Origin of the sequence: Nonlabens xiamenensis (genome assembly GCF_003865345.1) — a bacterium.
Classification (GTDB): Bacteria; Bacteroidota; Bacteroidia; order Flavobacteriales; family Flavobacteriaceae; genus Nonlabens; species Nonlabens xiamenensis.
On sequence record NZ_RMVE01000001.1, the window covers coordinates 454,167 to 471,510 of the forward strand.

Annotated in this window: 14 protein-coding genes; 4 read left to right on the forward strand and 10 right to left on the reverse strand. The window is 41.0% G+C overall.

The window, feature by feature from the left end:
* Window positions 1–118: 118 nt before the first annotated feature.
* A complete protein-coding gene (locus EGM47_RS02145; protein ID WP_124979117.1) occupies window positions 119–1,300 on the reverse strand; it encodes a phosphoglycerate kinase in 1,182 nt (393 codons plus the stop codon).
* Window positions 1,301–1,507: 207 nt separating this feature from the next.
* On the opposite strand from EGM47_RS02145, the gene EGM47_RS02150 reads away from it, so the two are divergent.
* Window positions 1,508–2,635: a DNA polymerase III subunit gene (locus EGM47_RS02150; protein WP_124979118.1), complete on the forward strand. Its 1,128-nt coding sequence runs from the start codon at window positions 1,508–1,510 to the stop codon at window positions 2,633–2,635.
* Between the two features lie 268 nt (window positions 2,636–2,903).
* Here EGM47_RS02150 and EGM47_RS02155 read toward each other — a convergent pair whose 3' ends face one another.
* Genes EGM47_RS02155 through EGM47_RS02170 form a run of 4 tightly spaced genes read right to left on the reverse strand, consistent with a single transcriptional unit; the run spans window position 2,904 to window position 9,563 of the window.
* Complete coding sequence (locus EGM47_RS02155; RefSeq protein ID WP_124979119.1) at window positions 2,904–3,749, reverse strand: class I SAM-dependent methyltransferase; 846 nt, start codon at window positions 3,747–3,749, stop codon at window positions 2,904–2,906.
* Between the two features lie 14 nt (window positions 3,750–3,763).
* On the reverse strand, window positions 3,764–5,635 hold the full coding sequence (gene mnmG, locus EGM47_RS02160) for a tRNA uridine-5-carboxymethylaminomethyl(34) synthesis enzyme MnmG (protein WP_124979120.1): 1,872 nt from the start codon (window positions 5,633–5,635) through the stop codon (window positions 3,764–3,766).
* Window positions 5,636–5,638: 3 nt separating this feature from the next.
* Window positions 5,639–6,013 carry an rRNA maturation RNase YbeY gene (ybeY, locus tag EGM47_RS02165; protein ID WP_317126851.1) on the reverse strand — a complete coding sequence of 125 codons (375 nt, stop codon included), beginning with the start codon at window positions 6,011–6,013 and terminating at the stop codon, window positions 5,639–5,641.
* Window positions 6,014–6,050: 37 nt separating this feature from the next.
* The gene (locus EGM47_RS02170) at window positions 6,051–9,563 is read right to left on the reverse strand and encodes a DUF4175 family protein (protein WP_124979122.1); all 3,513 of its coding nucleotides are present in this window, start codon (window positions 9,561–9,563) and stop codon (window positions 6,051–6,053) included.
* A gap of 196 nt (window positions 9,564–9,759) precedes the next feature.
* Between EGM47_RS02170 and EGM47_RS02175 the strand changes: the two genes are divergently transcribed.
* Both EGM47_RS02175 and gltX read left to right on the forward strand, forming a co-directional pair.
* Window positions 9,760–10,812 carry an alkane 1-monooxygenase gene (locus tag EGM47_RS02175; RefSeq protein WP_124979123.1) on the forward strand — a complete coding sequence of 351 codons (1,053 nt, stop codon included), beginning with the start codon at window positions 9,760–9,762 and terminating at the stop codon, window positions 10,810–10,812.
* 84 nt (window positions 10,813–10,896) lie between these two features.
* The gene (gltX, locus tag EGM47_RS02180; RefSeq protein WP_124979124.1) at window positions 10,897–12,414 is read left to right on the forward strand and encodes a glutamate--tRNA ligase; all 1,518 of its coding nucleotides are present in this window, start codon (window positions 10,897–10,899) and stop codon (window positions 12,412–12,414) included.
* A 90-nt stretch (window positions 12,415–12,504) separates the two neighbouring features.
* Here gltX and EGM47_RS02185 read toward each other — a convergent pair whose 3' ends face one another.
* Window positions 12,505–13,260, reverse strand: coding sequence for a hypothetical protein (locus EGM47_RS02185; RefSeq protein ID WP_206052094.1), 756 nt, complete (start codon window positions 13,258–13,260; stop codon window positions 12,505–12,507).
* A gap of 95 nt (window positions 13,261–13,355) precedes the next feature.
* Between EGM47_RS02185 and EGM47_RS02190 the strand changes: the two genes are divergently transcribed.
* Complete coding sequence (locus EGM47_RS02190; RefSeq protein ID WP_124979125.1) at window positions 13,356–14,351, forward strand: SPFH domain-containing protein; 996 nt, start codon at window positions 13,356–13,358, stop codon at window positions 14,349–14,351.
* Window positions 14,352–14,421: 70 nt separating this feature from the next.
* Here EGM47_RS02190 and EGM47_RS02195 read toward each other — a convergent pair whose 3' ends face one another.
* The 4 genes from EGM47_RS02195 to EGM47_RS02210 all read right to left on the reverse strand — a co-directional run bounded on the left by EGM47_RS02195 (window position 14,422) and on the right by EGM47_RS02210 (window position 17,344).
* Window positions 14,422–14,640 (reverse strand): DUF6327 family protein, encoded by a 219-nt coding sequence (locus tag EGM47_RS02195; protein ID WP_124979126.1) that lies wholly within the window; start codon window positions 14,638–14,640, stop codon window positions 14,422–14,424.
* Window positions 14,624–15,010 carry a phage holin family protein gene (locus tag EGM47_RS02200; protein WP_124979127.1) on the reverse strand — a complete coding sequence of 129 codons (387 nt, stop codon included), beginning with the start codon at window positions 15,008–15,010 and terminating at the stop codon, window positions 14,624–14,626. The genes EGM47_RS02195 and EGM47_RS02200 overlap by 17 nt, the downstream gene beginning before the upstream one ends.
* Before the next feature lie 8 nt (window positions 15,011–15,018).
* Window positions 15,019–15,435 carry a YtxH domain-containing protein gene (locus tag EGM47_RS02205; protein WP_124979128.1) on the reverse strand — a complete coding sequence of 139 codons (417 nt, stop codon included), beginning with the start codon at window positions 15,433–15,435 and terminating at the stop codon, window positions 15,019–15,021.
* A 229-nt stretch (window positions 15,436–15,664) separates the two neighbouring features.
* A complete protein-coding gene (locus tag EGM47_RS02210; RefSeq protein ID WP_124979129.1) occupies window positions 15,665–17,344 on the reverse strand; it encodes a glutamine--tRNA ligase/YqeY domain fusion protein in 1,680 nt (559 codons plus the stop codon).

The window sequence follows — 17,344 nt, forward strand, 5'->3', positions numbered from 1 at the left end:
TGATTGCACCTAAATCCCAAGAATTAACAAGACTATTTGATTCCTATCAATCTTTAAAATGATGGAACAATAAGCAGACCAAAAATCAATACAGGTGATAGTGGTCCTAAACACTCATTTATTCTTGAATAGCTGCGATCCCGGGTAAGGTTTTACCCTCCAGCATTTCAAGCATGGCACCACCGCCAGTTGAAACATAGCTTACACGATCCTCAAATCCAAATTGTTTTACTGCAGCCACAGAATCTCCCCCTCCCACTAACGAGAAGGCACCATTCTTTGTTGCTTCGGCCACAGAGTTTCCTAAGGCAATAGTTCCTTGGGCAAAGGCTTCCATTTCAAAGACACCGGCCGGACCGTTCCATAAAATCGTCTTGGCATTTTGCAGTACTTCGTGAAACTTCTGTCTGGAAGACTCACCTATGTCCAGACCCATCCATCCGCTGGGAATTTGATCAATAGAGGCCTTATCTTTGGTAGCCATTTCAGAAAATGCGTCAGCAATAACCACATCGACCGGCAAATGTATGTTGGTATTGGTCTCTTTGGCTTTTTCAAGAATATCCAGGGCCAATTCCAGTTTGTCTTCTTCTACAAGAGAGTCGCCAATCTCTCCTCCTTGTGCCATGATAAAGGTATAAGCCATACCACCTGCGATAATCAGGTCATCCACTTTGGAGAGAATATTTTCAATCACGGTTATTTTAGAGGATACCTTGGCTCCTCCCAAAATGGCTACCAACGGGCGATCTGGGGTCTCAAGCACCTTATTCAGGTTTTCGATCTCTCTATTCATTAATTTACCAAAACATTTTTCTTCGAAAAATTGCGCGATCACAGCCGTACTGGCGTGGGCACGGTGGGCTGTCCCAAATGCATCATTCACATAGACATCTCCCAGGGCGGATAGCGCTTTCGCGAAAGCTTCATCACCAGCCTGCTCTTCATCGTGGTACCTGAGATTTTCCAGTAAAAGAACTTCACCGGGTTCCAGCGCAGCAGCAGCTTGTTCTGCAGGTTCTCCAATGCAGTGCTCCACAAACTTAACTTGCACACCTAAGATATCACTCGCCTTATCCACCACGTGCCTCAATGAAAATCCTGGTTCGTTGTTTTTGGGTCGTCCTAAATGAGACATCAAAACTACCGCACCACCCTGTTCCAGAATATGGATAATAGTGTCTTTGGCCGCATGAATACGAGTGGCATCGGTTACTTGATGCTGCTCGTTAAGTGGTACGTTAAAGTCTACCCGGATCAAGGCCTTTTTATTTTCAAAATTGATTTGGTCTATGGTCATCTAATTTGTTTCTAAGTGTAAGTAACAAATATAAAACTTATGCCTGAAGAAATGCGGTTGTAGTCTTGAAGAAGCGCAATTAAACAACCACAACAAATTATTCAAGCGATCTCAGTCAAGCCATATGCAGTCACGGTTCTCGCGCAGTTAGGCTTAGATCGGGAAAGGTATTCGTTGGTCTGGCACAAGTGGAGTTATATTTGCATCATGCAATATCAGGATGTCCTGGGACTGGAACATATAAAAAAGCACTTACAATCTACGGTAGCAAATAGTAGAATTGCACACGCACAATTATTTGTTGGGCCGACAGGAAGCGGAGTTTTACCACTTGCGATTGCATATGCTCGTGACATCATTTGCAGATCTGGTCAGGATGCTTGTCACGCTCAGCTGGATAAACTAGCCCATCCAGATTTACATTTTTCGTTTCCCATGCCAGCCTCTGTTGGCTCATCAAATAGCAAAGCAAATTCAGACCTTTTTATTTCAGAATTTAGAGAGTTTGTGCTGAACCAAGCGTACGGGAGTCTTCCAGATTGGTATAAGGCTATTGATATAGAAAAAAAGAATGCAGAGATACGAGTAGCCGAAGCCCAGCTGATCATGAAAAAACTGAGCCTCAAGTCCTATGAAGGCGGCTATAAAGTACTGATCATGTGGGCTGCCGACAAGATGAACGCCGAAGCGTCCAATAAACTGCTCAAGCTCATTGAAGAGCCGCCCCCACAAACCATTATCATTTTAATAGCCGAGTCCACGGACAGGATCATCAATACGATTACCTCCAGGTGTCAGATCATACAAGTACCCAAGCTATATACCTCTGATATCGCAGAGGCTTTACAGGAAAGGCACCAGATTTCTAAAAGTCAAGCAGTTATGACTGCCAGACAAGCGGATGGAGATTTTAGAAAGGCGGTTCAATTTGCTCATAACGATACGGAGGAATTGCAATTTGAGCAGTGGTTTGTGCAATGGGTCCGTACTGCCTTTGTCGCAAAATCTAACCCTACAGCCATCAATGACTTACTGGATTGGGCGACCACAATCGCAGCGGTGAATCGAGAAACTCAATTGAGATTTCTTAATTTTTGTATAGAATTTTTCAGGCAGGCGATGCTATTGAATTATAAGGCGACACCCGCCGTCTATCTCTCGCCTAAAAGTTCGTTTGACCTGTCTAAATTTGCCCCTTTTGTGGATGGGGAACGTATGTTAGCCGTTCAAAAGGAATTACAGGATGCGATGTATCACGTCGAAAGAAATGCCAATGGAAAAATCGTATTTACTGATTTGAGCATTGGAATGACCCGTATTCTGCATTCAAAATAACCTATGCTTATTGGTCGCAACAAGATTAACAATTGTGCATTTCAATTGTTCGTTTCATCAACCATCGATTTCTGATCTATTTTTTCCGCTTTCCACCTTATATCTTACTTTATCGATCTATTCCACCTATATAGATAGATCTTATCATATGCATGGGTAATATAGGTTTTAGTTATTAAAAACAAGTTTAAATAAAGCGGTCTAACGCATGTTTTTAAATACGTATAGGAATCAACCTTTTTCATGGCTGAAATCCGCTTTAAATAGCTTAAAATCGTTTTTTTAGCACGTAGGTGATTGAACTGGCTTCTTTAGTGCCGATGGCTTTTAGATTTGACCATAATCCTAACAACATACCTTGAACAAATGGAATTTTCCGTTTTTGGTATCGTGCTGAAAGAATAGAAACATAAAGGCTATCAAACCACATAGGTTTCATTTTTATGATTTGATATTGGTCTTGGAAAAGATGGTGGACTGCCTTTTTATTAAAATGGTAAATATGCCTGGGCACATCGTAAGCTGCCCAAAACTTTCCAAAGAATTGAGCATCGTAGGAATTATAATTGGGTAGAGCTAAAATTAAAATTCCACCCGGTTTCAGCAAACGGCTGAGCAAATCTAATTGATCTTGTAGATCAGGAACATGCTCCAGCACGTGATACATAGTTATAACATCGAAAGAATGATCCTCGCAGGAGTCCAAGCTATGTTTTAAAATAATTTTTTTTGTGGCGGCAAATTGACGCGCTTTGGAATTTGGCTCAAATCCTATGGCATTGACATTGTGTTTTTGGAGATAGTTGACTAAATCTCCTATTCCAGCTCCGATATCCAAAACGCAGCCCTCGCCAGCATACTTTTTGACTAATTTGGTTTTGGATTTTAGATTGAAGGATTTTGCCCAATTATAGCAATACGCAAAAAAAGATTTTTCGCTATCGTTATGTGAAAGATATTCTTCACTTTCATAATAAGGATCTAAATTTTCTGGAACGGGAAAAGTTTTGAGCAATCCAGTACCCTTATCTTGACGAAGTTCAAAGGTCTCTTGAGTCAGAAAATAATCCTGTAACTTTAAATAAGTCGAGGAAAAATGTAGTTGATTCTTCATTGTTTCACGTGAAACTATCTGCCCATATGTACCAGAAGCACAGAAATATCACTTGGTGAAACTCCAGAAATTCGACTGGCTTGAGAAACGGTAACTGGTTGTACCGCGGTCAATTTCTCTCTGGCCTCGTAGGACAGTGATTTGATACTTTTATAATCATAATTGGGCGGTATCTTAACATTTTCAAGTCTGTGTAGCTTATCAGCATTCTCCTTTTCCTTGGCAATATATCCAGCGTATTTCACATGCACTTCCACTTGTTCGAGTACTTCCTTACCAACACCATGCTCGGATATGTAATCTTCTACTTGTTGGATGCGTCGCATATCCTCTAAATCAATTTGTGGCCTGGAAAAAATCTTGAACAGCTTATCATTTTGAGTAACCTTTTTGGTTCCCTTTGACTCCAAGATTGGATTGATCTCTTTGTAATCAAAACTGGTATCGCGTAAAAATTGAACCATTTTTTCAGACTCTTTAGCTTTCCGTTCCACCCTTCTAAGAGAATCTTCAGAAACAATTCCCATCTCATAAGCACGTGGCGTCAATCTCAAGTCGGCATTATCCTGACGTAGCAAAGTTCGATATTCAGCCCTAGAGGTGAACATACGATAAGGCTCTTCTGTACCTTTAGTGATTAAATCATCAACTAACACACCTATATACGCTTCATCTCTACTCAGAATAAAGGCCTCTTCTTCACGTATTTTTCTGACGGCGTTAATACCCGCCATCAGTCCTTGTGATGCCGCCTCTTCATATCCAGTTGTCCCATTAATCTGTCCAGCAAAATATAAATTGTTGACCAACTTTGTTTCTAGCGTATGTTTCAACTGGGTAGGTGGGAAATAATCGTATTCAATGGCATAACCTGGCCTGAAGAATTTGACGTTTTCGAAACCTACTACCGATCTTAAAGCTTTGAATTGAACATCTTCTGGAAGGGAGGTACTAAAACCATTAACGTATACTTCGCAAGTATCCCAACCCTCAGGCTCGACAAATAATTGATGACGATCTTTATCAGCAAACCTATGGATCTTATCTTCTATACTCGGACAATATCTGGGTCCGATGGATTGAATGCGACCATTGAACATTGGAGACCGATCAAAACCTTCTTGTAGCAATTCATGCACCAGCGGACTGGTATAAGTCATGTGACAATCCCGTTGAGAAGTGAGCGCTGTAGTTTGATTGGAATAGCTGAACTTGGAAGTGTTTGTATCCCCGGGTTGAGGTTCCATTTTAGAATAATCCAATGATCGTCCATCCACCCTGGGTGGTGTTCCCGTCTTCATACGACCAGCATCAAAACCAAGATCGACTAATTGCTCGGTGATGCCTTCAGCGGCACGTTCTCCTGCCCTACCACCTCCGAATTGTTTTTCACCGATATGAATTAAACCATTTAGAAAAGTACCATTGGTAAGTACAACAGCCTTACAGCGAACTTCTATACCCAATGAAGATTTCACCCCTACAACTCGATCTCCCTCAATCAATAATCCAGAAACCATTTCTTGATAAAAATCGAGATTGGGAATCGCCTCCAATTGCATACGCCACTCCTCAGCAAATCTCATACGGTCATTTTGAGTACGTGGGGACCACATGGCAGGACCTTTGGACTGATTGAGCATCTTGAATTGAATGGCACTTTTATCAGAAACAATTCCACTCAAACCTCCTAAAGCATCGATTTCCCTGACTATTTGACCCTTTGCAATACCTCCCATAGCAGGATTACAAGACATCTGACCAATGGTTTGCAGATTCATGGTTACAAGAAGTGTATGTGCACCCATATTGGCAGCAACGGCCGCTGCCTCACTTCCGGCATGACCAGCACCTACAACAATAACATCATATTCTTTATCGAACATAGCTTAATGTTTCACGTGAAACAATTTCATTTTTTCGTCTTCCTTCATTCGCATTAACTGCTTCTCTTGTGGAGAGGCATCGGTGTATCCACATAAATGTAATAGTCCATGCACTATAACCCGATGTAGCTCAGCTAAGGTATCCACCGAAAAAAGTACTGCATTCTCCGCCACTCGGTCTGTACTGATATAAACCTCGCCTTTGATCAAAGCGTCGTCCGTATAATCAAAAGTGATGATGTCCGTGTAAGTGTCATGTTCTAAGTGGTCCTGATTGATTCTAAGCAAATACTCATCGTCACAAAATACATAAGACAATTCGCCGATAGTTTTAGCTTCACTACTGGCCACTACATTGAGCCATCTTGCATACGTCACTTCATCTAATGGTGGGTAATCATTTTGATAATGAAATTCAATCATCCTTCTTGAAATACTCCTTTACTCGGTTACGAAATTCGGGCTGCAAAGGTAACACTTGTCGATTTAAAATCTCCTTGTTGTTAAAGTACTTAGCAGCGTCGGGAATATCTGCATTAGTATTGTTTTCAAATTCCCTTTGATTGGATTCCGCTTCTCTTTTATTCTCCTCTCCTTGCTCTAATCCAGCATCCTGAAGTTTGAGTAAATCATGTTGAATTTCCATCATTTGTTCTTGCACCTGGCGATTAAAACCCTGATCTAATAATTTACGCTCTACCGCTTTCATCTTATCGGTAATGTCACCTACTTTTCCCTCCAGGCCTTCCCGACGAATCATATCCTCAAGCTGATTTCGCAAGTCTTGCTGTTGCTTGTAAATTTCATAAATGCGCTGACTTTCTGCTTCACTTTCTCGATATCCAGACTCACCACCATCATCATTACCACTACCATTTCCGTTACCACCCTGACCATTATCGCCAGAACCATTATCTCCTTGAGTACCCTCCTGACCTTGGCCTTCTCCTTGACCCTGACCCGATTGTCCAGATTGTCCGCTTTGTCCAGATTGTCCTGATTGACCAGACCGGCCACTTTGCCCAGCTTGTCCATCTTGCCCTTGTTGGCCTTGCTCACCAGCTGAACCTGGGCTACCTTCTGATCCTGGTTGCTCTCCCTCTCCAGGTGAAGACTGTTGACCACTCTCCCCCTTTTTACCATCCTGACCTTGTTTAGATAGACTTTCCTGTTGTTTGATGATCGTAGGAAGTTGGAAACCACCACCCTCACCTGGCTGAGGTGGCCCAATACCAGGCATGGCCATGGCATTATTCATAGCGTCCAAGGTTTGGCTGAGTTTATCCGCCAGCGTATTCGCACCCTTTAGAGCAAATTGTTGCGCAACCTGACCTTGGGCCATTTGGAAATCAGCCAACTCTTTCAGTGCCTTGTCCAAATTATAATAGATGTCGGTTACCTCCTTGTTAATATCATCGCCAATTTTTGGATTGCGGGTAGCCAGTGCAAATAGACTATCATCCACATGCTCGAAGGCTCGTTCCAGGTCTTTTTGAACGCGCAATTTTTTTCCCAAATTCGGGCTAAGTCTATTCATCTGAGACATCTCATTCATGATATCTTCTTCCCCTTGGGAAAACAAGACCAAATTATCCAGAATTTGCCGTAACATATCTGCATCTTCCTTTATACTGTCCTGTGATTGTTGTTGCATCTGAGCAGCCATAGTCTGGGCCTGCCGTTTCATCATTTCGGCGGCCTTCTGTTGTTTTTTTTGGGCAGCGGGAATATCCTGATCATTTAACTGCTCACTGGCACCCTCTTGCTCCTCTTTAATTTGTTTACTGTCATCGGGATCAAATTCCAAATCCATAGGATCCTTCAAGCCTTCGTTTTCCTTTTCTAATTCTTTCAACTCTTTTTCCCATTCCTGGTACTCTTTGTTGAGCTTGTCCTGATCCTGGACCGAATTTTCTCCTTGCTGCTTCTTGGCTTGCTCCTCTTGACGTTCGGCGATCTCTGCCAGCTTCCTACCCAATTGCTCGTATTTCTGATTGACGTAATAACGTTTGGTCAACTCAAGTAACTGTTCCAGATTACGCTGCTGCTGCTTAGAATTCTTTTGGGATTCCTCCATTTTTTCCTTCAACTCTTCTGGATCCAGCTTATCCTGATATTCTTGTAGTTGTTTTAACAACTCCTCATTTCTTTTAATTTCCTCCGCACTTTTCTCCATACGATCTTCCAAGGCTTTCTTGTCAGGATCGTCTTGCTCACTGGACTTTTCAAAATTATCCTTCATGCGTTCCAACTCTTGGCGCATGCGTTGTTCCTGCTTTTGTTGCTTTTTTAAGGCTTGTTGTAATTTCCTTCTGTCATTAAAACTGCGTTCCTTCTTTTCCAACTGTTCTTGGGAAAGCTCCTCTAATTCTTTTTGCTGCATGTTCTGCTCCTTCAGCGCCTTTTCTAAATTTGAAACAGACTCTTTTTGCCGGGTCAACTGCTGATTTTCTTGCTCATCTTGAGAGGCTTTACGGAAACTAAATGATTGAGATTTGACAGATTTATAATTATTGACAGCATCATTATCAATAACTTCAAAATAAAAAGCATAACTTTTACCAGGTTCAAGCGGTAAATTCCCAGGGAAAGTGAACATAAATTCATCAAATGTTCCACGATTTCTACCTAAATCAACAGTTTGACGAGATGTTGGGTCTTCCGAAAGATAATATACCAATTGTACCGCTCTAATTCCGTAATCATCAGCCACTTGACCTTTAAAATACATGGTCTCAGGGTCCAAACTGTCCCGTTTCATCTGCACATCCAATTCTGGATATTCATCCTTGACAACATCCAATTTAAAATTTAATTCTTCATAGGCAGACACGCGGTCATTGGATGTAGTAATGCTATACCTCAAGGGATTCATGATCGCTTTCGCGAAAGCGAACCTATCTCCCTGTTTTGTAAAATCTTCCACCTTTTGATCAAAAGACAGCTGCAACTTTGTGGTAGCTTGTGTATCAATGTTCCAGGTTACCAAAGTGCCTTGAGGAACAACCGCGTTACCTGTACTAGTGATTACCTCGTCCGGTTTCCCTGTATGCTGTGGGTAATCCATGACCAATTCAAAGGCCTTGATCATCGGGATGTCGTCCACATTTAATCGATATGATTTACTGGTCACTTCATTGGCTGAGAGGAAAAAGTCTATTGAAGCATTGGGTTTTTGAAACACAAAACTGAATCTATCAGGAGCTTCTTGTGTCAAAAAATAAGTCTGATCATCAAAATGAATGCTTACAGATTCTGGCAAAACTCTCCCCTTTACCTCAAGATTCAATTTAAAATCTCTCCGTTGCAAAGTATTCAAATCAGCATTGAGTAAATGAAAAGAAAAAGGCGCTGGTGGGATGTATTCGTTATTGAAATCGGCGACGCGTTTGGCACTATCTGTAATTACGGCGTTATTTCCTGTGATGAACAACACTGCGATGATGGCGATAGGTATACCGAGATACGGTAAATATTTCTTGTTTTTTCGATAATCAATGGCCATTGAAAATGGTATCGGCTTTAGCGACTCGCTTTTTTGATTGATGCTGGCCCAGGTCAATTCATCATCTCCCCCATTGCGGTGTAATTGCAATACATTGACCAATTTATCAGATACTTCAGGGAAGTGAGTTCCTATCATTGCACTGGCATCTCTGAAATTGATTCCTGAAAATAATTTCAACAGACGAGCCAATGGAATACCAATGAATTTGATTAACAGAAAAAGTTCCATGACTATGAACAGAACAAAGAGAATGGTCCTACCAGTAGGATTAAGCCATAAAAAATGTTCAATGACTGCGGTAAACAATAGATACAACAATCCTAAGCCAATAAATAATATCACACCCTTCAACAACTGATTGCGATAATATTTACTGATAAATTTTTTGAGCTTAAGCTCTATAATCTCAAAGTTTGTCATGGCTCTAATAGTCGTCTATCTATGGTAAATATAACGGATTACCAATAGTTTATTTCAAATGCAGATTTTCCACCACTTTCATTTCCTTTCAATGACTGTTAAATGTGAATAACGATGGAAAATAAGAGCATTATGTTAAGATATTATTAACATTTACGACAACTATGTATATTTGACAATTACAAATCGCGTAAAGATGAATGACCTAAAATATTTAAGCGCCTATTTGGTACCGGTTTTATGTGTCATAGGCATTTCCAAGATGGACTATTGGCTGTATTTGACTCCAGTTGCCATCTTTATATTTGTCCCAATAGTAGAGCTTTGGATGCCTTCACTAACCAAAAATCTAAGTGAGGAAGAACGAGAGAGTAAAGTAAAAAATAAGTTTTTTGATGTCCTCCTGTGGCTTAACCTTCCTATAATCGCCGGAATACTGTACTATGGATTCTACACCTATTCAAACACGGCATTTGAAACTTATGAAACAATCGGCCTGATTGCCTCATTGGGTATTTTAGTGGGGAGCAACGGTATCAATGTAGCTCATGAACTAGGCCATCGGCAGGACAGCTGGGAGCGATTTCTAGGGAAAGCATTATTGCTGCCCAGTTTATACATGCATTTTTATATCGAGCATAACTACCACCACCATTTAAAAGCCGCTACTCCAGAGGATCCAGCAACGGCTAGATATAATGAGAACTTATATGCTTTTTGGTTCAGGTCTGTTTTCCAGCAGTACTGTAGTGCTTGGCGTATACAGATGAAGTTGAATAAGGCAGCCAATAGATCATTCTTTTCCGTCAACAATGATATGCTTTGGTTTACTGTAATCAAAATCACCTATTTAATGGTTATTGGTTTGGTATTCAATTGGTGGACGGCAGCGCTGGCAGTGGGGATCGCTGTACTCGGCTTCAGTTTGTTAGAAATCATCAACTATCTGGAACATTACGGTTTGCTCCGTGCGATGAAAAAATCTGGTAGGTATGAAGTGGTTCGGGAAAGGCACAGCTGGAATTCGAATCATGCGTTGGGACGTATTATGCTATATGAATTGACCCGACACAGTGATCACCACTATCGAGCGAGTAAAAAGTATCAAGTATTGGATTATCACGATATCTCACCACAATTACCTTACGGTTATCCTACCATGATGGTTATCGCCCTTGTGCCTCCTCTGTGGTTCAAGGTGGTGAACAAACATGTGCCTAAAGAGATGATAGAGTTGGCGTCTTCCTGAAATTCTTGATAAGGCTGCACAGCTTCCATGCTTTCAAGTGTGGGCATCTTGTTATCTTTGCCGCATCATTTTAAACCCAGAATTATGAGTGATCAGGTGCGCGTAAGATTTGCTCCCAGTCCTACAGGACCTCTACATATTGGTGGTGTGAGAACAGCGCTCTTCAATTATCTATTTGCCAAGCAACATCAGGGTACATTTATCTTACGGATTGAAGATACAGACCAGAATCGCTACGTACCTGGGGCTGAAGATTATATCATAGAAGCGCTCAATTGGTGTGGAATTCCCTATGATGAAGGACCTGGAAAAGAAGCTGAATGTGGACCATATCGCCAAAGTGAGCGTAAATCAATGTATAGAAAATATGCAGAGCAACTGATTGCCTCAGGTTCAGCTTACTATGCCTTTGATACCGCCGAAGAATTGGCCGAGGCCAGAGCAAAAGCAGAAGCCGACAAGCAAAACTTTATCTACAATCACCACAACCGCAAGGAATTTAAAAACTCGTTGAGCCTTACTGAAGAAGATGTTCAGCAAAGATTGGATAGCGGTGAGCCATATGTGGTAAGATTCAAACCTGAGCTGAAAAAGCTTTATATGTATGATGAAATCCGCGAAGGAATTGAGATCGACACCAGTTTGATGGACGACAAGGTACTGTTTAAAAGTGATGGGATGCCTACCTATCACCTGGCTAACGTGGTGGATGATCACGATATGCGCATTACCCATGTGATCCGAGGAGAAGAATGGTTACCCAGTATGGCGTTACATGTTTTGTTGTATGAAAGTTTTGGATGGCAGGCCCCAAAATTTGCCCACCTACCGCTGATTTTGAAACCCACTGGAAAGGGAAAATTAAGCAAGCGCGATGGAGACAAAATGGGCTTCTCTGTCTTCCCTCTGGAATGGAAGGATCCAAAAACAGGCGAAATTTCTCGAGGCTTCAGGGAAGATGGATTTCTTCCAGAAGCGATGGTTAATATCTTGGCTTTCTTGGGTTGGAATCCTGGTACAGAGCAGGAGATTTTCGGGTTGGATGAGCTGGTAAAAGCCTTTGGTTTGGATAAAGTTAATAGCTCTGGAGCTAAATATGATCCAGAAAAAGCAGAATGGTTCCAACAGCAATGGTTTGTTCAGCAGGATGATGCTGTTATAGGAGCCGCTTTCGCGAAAGCGATGCAAAAGAAAGGCATGGAGTACGGATCACAGGATTATGTGAATATGGTTGTAGGCATGGTCAAGGAACGTGCAGTCTTTGTGGAGGACTTGTTTGAATTGGCTGGATTTTTCTTTGTATCACCCAGCAGCTATGACGAGAAGAACGTACAAAAGGCCTGGAAACAGGATACCCCAGAGATCATGGGAAAAGTCGCAGAGATCATTGCGCAGACAGAAGATGAAAGCGCAGCAGGTCTCAGCAATGCGGTGAAAGGATGGATCAAGGAGCAGGAAATGGGATTTGGAAAGGTGATGATGCCCCTGCGATTAGCACTTGTAGGTAGCTTGATGGGACCGGATGTTTTTGAAATTGCGGCTATGATTGGGAAAAACGAATCCGTCCAACGTATCCAAAATGCCATCCATGAACTAAGCTAACAAAGCTGAAGGTTCTGATAAAAAAATGCGGCTGAGTAACTTCAGCCGCATTTTTTATCTGGTAATCATTGTTCAACAGAAAGTCAGGTTTTAAAAATAAAATCTTAAACCAGCACTGATGTAGCTGAAATTTCCTTCAAGATCCTCTCCCCCAACATTGGTACCAGTAAGGGCATTGAAAAATGCGTAATGATAATGTGCAGTGAGTCGGATGTTCCTGGTACCACCAGAAAATCCAATGACACCATTGAGATTTATCGGACTGGTATTCTGAAATTCTTCCATGGTGACTGGTTGTGCCGCCGTTCCTATCACCGCTTCATCATATCTATCTTCCTTGACTTTGAGTTCGCCATTAAGCATCAAAGCAGGTCCAGCCTCAATAGAAAAATAATCACTTTGGGCCACTTTCCAAGCGAGTAGAAATTTGATTTCTACCCCAAGCATATTCATATCAATTTGATCTCCTGTGGGTTGCTCCTGTACAGAGAATTGTTGATTAAAAATGCCCAGACTGTAAATCAAATCAAAATCATCCCTAAAATCTCCTCGGGTTTCAAAATTTAGTGACCAGCCTGTTTCACCCTGAACATCTACATCTGGACTACTGAATTGAAAAAAGGTGGCATCAGCGCCCAGCCCCAGACGGTTGTTATAAGTGGTTTTTCTGACAGGTACCGAATTACCAGCGTCTAGTGATGCGGTGAAAGGATGAGTAATATCCGTCACCAAAAATTCGTGATTGGATGGCCGCTCAATCGGAGCCTGCTCGCTAGATAAAATATGTTGAGCAATAGCTTGGGAGACACCTAGAATGGTCAAAATACAGATAAAATAAGTTTTCATAGGGATTGTAACAAAGAACACAAACATACTACTAATCCATTGTATCTTTAGATCAAAGATTTAAAACAAACACTAACCTTATAAAAATCAACAACATGGGACTAGGACCTTTTATATTACCTGTCTTACTCGTCATAGGTTTTTTCCTATTGCTGGGTGCCTTTTTTACAGTTAAACAACAAAGTGCGGCTATAATCGAGCGATTTGGGAAATTTACGAGCTTAAGACATTCAGGACTTCAAATGAAAATTCCTATTATCGACCGAGTGGCCGGAAGGGTCAATCTGAGGATTCAACAGCTGGATGTGATCGTTGAGACCAAAACAAAAGATGACGTATTTGTACGACTTAAAATATCCGTGCAATTTCAAGTCAGAAGAGAAAAGGTATATGATGCCTTTTATAAACTTGAAAATCCTCACGATCAGATTACTTCCTACGTGTTTGATGTAGTTCGCGCAGAGGTTCCAAAAATGAAACTGGATTATGTTTTTGAAAGAAAGGATGACATCGCTATCGCAGTAAAGTCAGAGTTAAATGATGCCATGATGGATTACGGATACGACATCATTAAGACCCTTGTAACAGACATTGACCCTGATATACAGGTTAAGGCTGCAATGAACCGAATTAATGCCTCAGAACGTGAAAAAACAGCTGCTGAGTATGAAGCTGAAGCCGAACGTATAAAAATCGTTGCCAAAGCACGTGCTGAAGCCGAATCAAAGCGTTTACAAGGACAAGGTATTGCAGACCAACGCAGGGAAATTGCAAGAGGTTTGGAAGAAAGTGTGGATGTATTGAACAACGTAGGTATCAATTCGCAAGAAGCGAGTGCACTCATCGTGGTCACCCAGCATTATGATACTTTACAGTCCATCGGTGAAGAAACCAATAGCAACTTGATCCTGCTGCCTAATTCACCACAAGCAGGAAGTGACATGCTCAACAACATGATCGCTAGTTTTACTGCTAGCGCGCATATAGGTGAACAAATGAAGAAAGCCAACGCTGGAAAAGATAAAGAAAATGAACAGAAAACTTCTAGACCTAGAAGGGGTAACAATTCAGATTCAGAACTGGAGCAGTAATTAATGTTTTAGAAAAGCAAAAGCCAGGCATGTTGATTACATGCCTGGCTTTTTTATAAATGATAAACTCTTATTTTCTTCCTTTCAATCCTACCAACTTATTCACCACTTTCAGCACAACAGCTTTCTTGGCGATCGAACTTACAACATTGGTTAAAATAGAAACAGCGGAAAAACTTTCCTTGACCTCATTGAGGTTAAGTTTCATAGTTTCCTGTTGAATTTGCTGTTGCAATTTCAAATACTTTAAGTCCCTATCAATTTGGTCAAAACTATTGTAAACTCTCATATTCTTCTATTGTAATATCTTCGTTGGCGTTGAAAAATTGCTTACTGGCTTTGGTAAGAAAATATTTTTCCAAAGATCCTTTTAAAAATAAGGTTAGGATAAACATGAGCACTAAATAAACCGCTCCCATGATTAAGTAACCAAGAGCTAGATCGTCCAATGCTTGTCCTAAATAGATGGCCGCAGCCACACTTAGAAAGAGTAAAGCAATCAATAAAAAGAAAGATAGTATCAGCTTATAACTTCCTGATACCACCCCTTTCATCGCCTTTTTAAAAAGATCGAGTTTGTGATAACTAATCGACGACTCAATGTACTCCTGAGTCGCCGTAGTAAATTCATTAAAATTTTCTGTGATTGATTTTCCCAAACCTCAGCTTATGCTTTTACAGTTGTCTTAGCGGCGGCTTTTTTAACTGCTCCATTCACCGTTTGAGGTTTCTGCAATTTCGCATTTTGGGTACGTAACTGCTCCAATTTATTTTCTAAAGCTACGATAGCATCATCTGCTTTATAGCTTGCACTGGATAATGCAGTTTCTATACGATCACCTACTGTTCCTCTTAACTCAGTAGCACGACTTGAAAGATTTGAAGTCAATTCGTTGGCCTTGGTAGATACCTGAGCATAAGTTTCCCTAGCTTTTTTATCAATATCTTTTTGGGCTTTCTTGGCCTGTTTTTTCAATTTTTTTCTGGTTATCTCTCCACTATCAGGAGCATATAACATTCCTGCGGCAACTCCAATAGCTGCTCCTGCAGCAAGAGCGATGAGTGCATTTGATGACTTAGACATAGTTGTAAATTTTTTATTGTTATTTTGCTTGATACAAATATATCTTGAAAGTCAAGGGATTGTAGTTAATAGGGCGTTAAGCTTACATTTTTCCTTATTAAAAATGTCATAATTACCGCTATTTCATCTTAAAATAAGTTAAAGTAAAAGATATTTACCAACGATTTATTAAAATAACAATCGATTTTTCCGTTTCGTAAATCGGTGTTTATCCTACTTTACCAGAGAATTATTGGTCTAGTTTGGCCCAGGTGTCTCGGAGTGTTACCGTACGATTGAACACCATTTTCTCCTCAGTTGAATCAGGATCCACACAGAAATATCCTTTACGTTGGAACTGAACGGTCTCCCCAACTGGAATTTGTCTCATCGCAGGTTCAGCCATTGCCGTAATAACCGATAGTGAATCTGGATTAATAAATTCCATAAAATCCTTTTCCTTATCCGTGTCCGGAGATGGAACAGAAAATAATCGATCGTACAATCTAACCTCCACTGGTAATGCGTGGACAGCACTCACCCAGTGTAAAGTGCCTTTCACCCTTCTCATACTTGCTTCAGTACCACTGCCACTTTTGGAATCAGGGTCATAGGTGGCATGAATTTCTGTAATATTTCCATCATCATCTTTAACACAAGAGGTTCCTTTGATTATGTAGGCATTTTTAAGGCGAACTTCCTTACCGATGGTTAATCGGAAATATTTTTTATTGGCCGACTCCTTAAAGTCTTCTCTTTCAATCCACAATTCCTTTGAAAATGGTACTTCTCTGTAACCCCTAGATTCATCCTCTTGGCTGTTTTCGGCCTGGAGCATTTCTTCCTGTCCATCAGGATAATTAGTAATGATTAATTTGATAGGATCTAACACACACATTACCCGGTTAGCTACCTTATTTAGATCATCGCGCAAATGAAATTCCAAGTGGTTCATGTCCACTAAATTATCCCGCTTTGCGATTCCGATGGAGTCAGCAAAATTCTTGATGGCGTTTGCTGTATAACCACGACGTCTTAATCCAGATATCGTCGTCATCCTAGGATCGTCCCATCCTGAAACAACCCCTTGATCAACCAATTTCTGTAATTTTCGTTTACTGGTGACGGTGTGAGAAACATTACGTCTCGCAAATTCACGTTGTTTAGGGCGAACTTTTTTATCCTCGACTACTTGATCGAGGAACCAATCGTAGAGTTCGCGGTGAGGTAAAAATTCCAGTGTACAAAAAGAATGAGATATCTGTTCGATATAATCACTCTCTCCGTGCGTCCAGTCGTACATCGGATATATTTTCCAGTCTGTGCCGGTACGGTGGTGGCTGCGATTCACTACCCTATACATGATGGGATCACGCATCAACATGTTATTAGATTGCATATCAATCTTGGCCCGTAATACATGCTCAGACTCACCATATTCACCATTCTTCATTCCTTCAAATAGTTGCAGGTTTTCTTCCACACTTCTATTCCTGTAAGGACCATCAACACCAGGTTCAGTAGGTGTTCCTTTTTGGGCGGCAATTTCCTCGCTAGATTGGGAATCTACATAAGCTTTTCCGTTCTTAATCAATTGAACTGCCCAATCGTACAGTTGTTGAAAATAATCTGAAGCAAAGCAAAGCTGATCCCATTCATAACCCAACCATTCCACATCTCGTTGGATCGCCTCAACATATTTGGCTTCCTCCTTGGCAGGATTGGTATCATCAAATCTCAAATTAACCGGCTTGTTATATTTTTCTCCGAGCCCAAAGTTTAAACAAATGGCACTGGCATGGCCGATGTGTAAGAAACCATTGGGTTCAGGTGGAAATCTAAACCTTAATAAGTCCTCTGACAGCCCCTGCTGCAAGTCTTCCTCGATGATATCTTCTATAAAATTGTTGGCGCGTTTTTCCTCACTCAT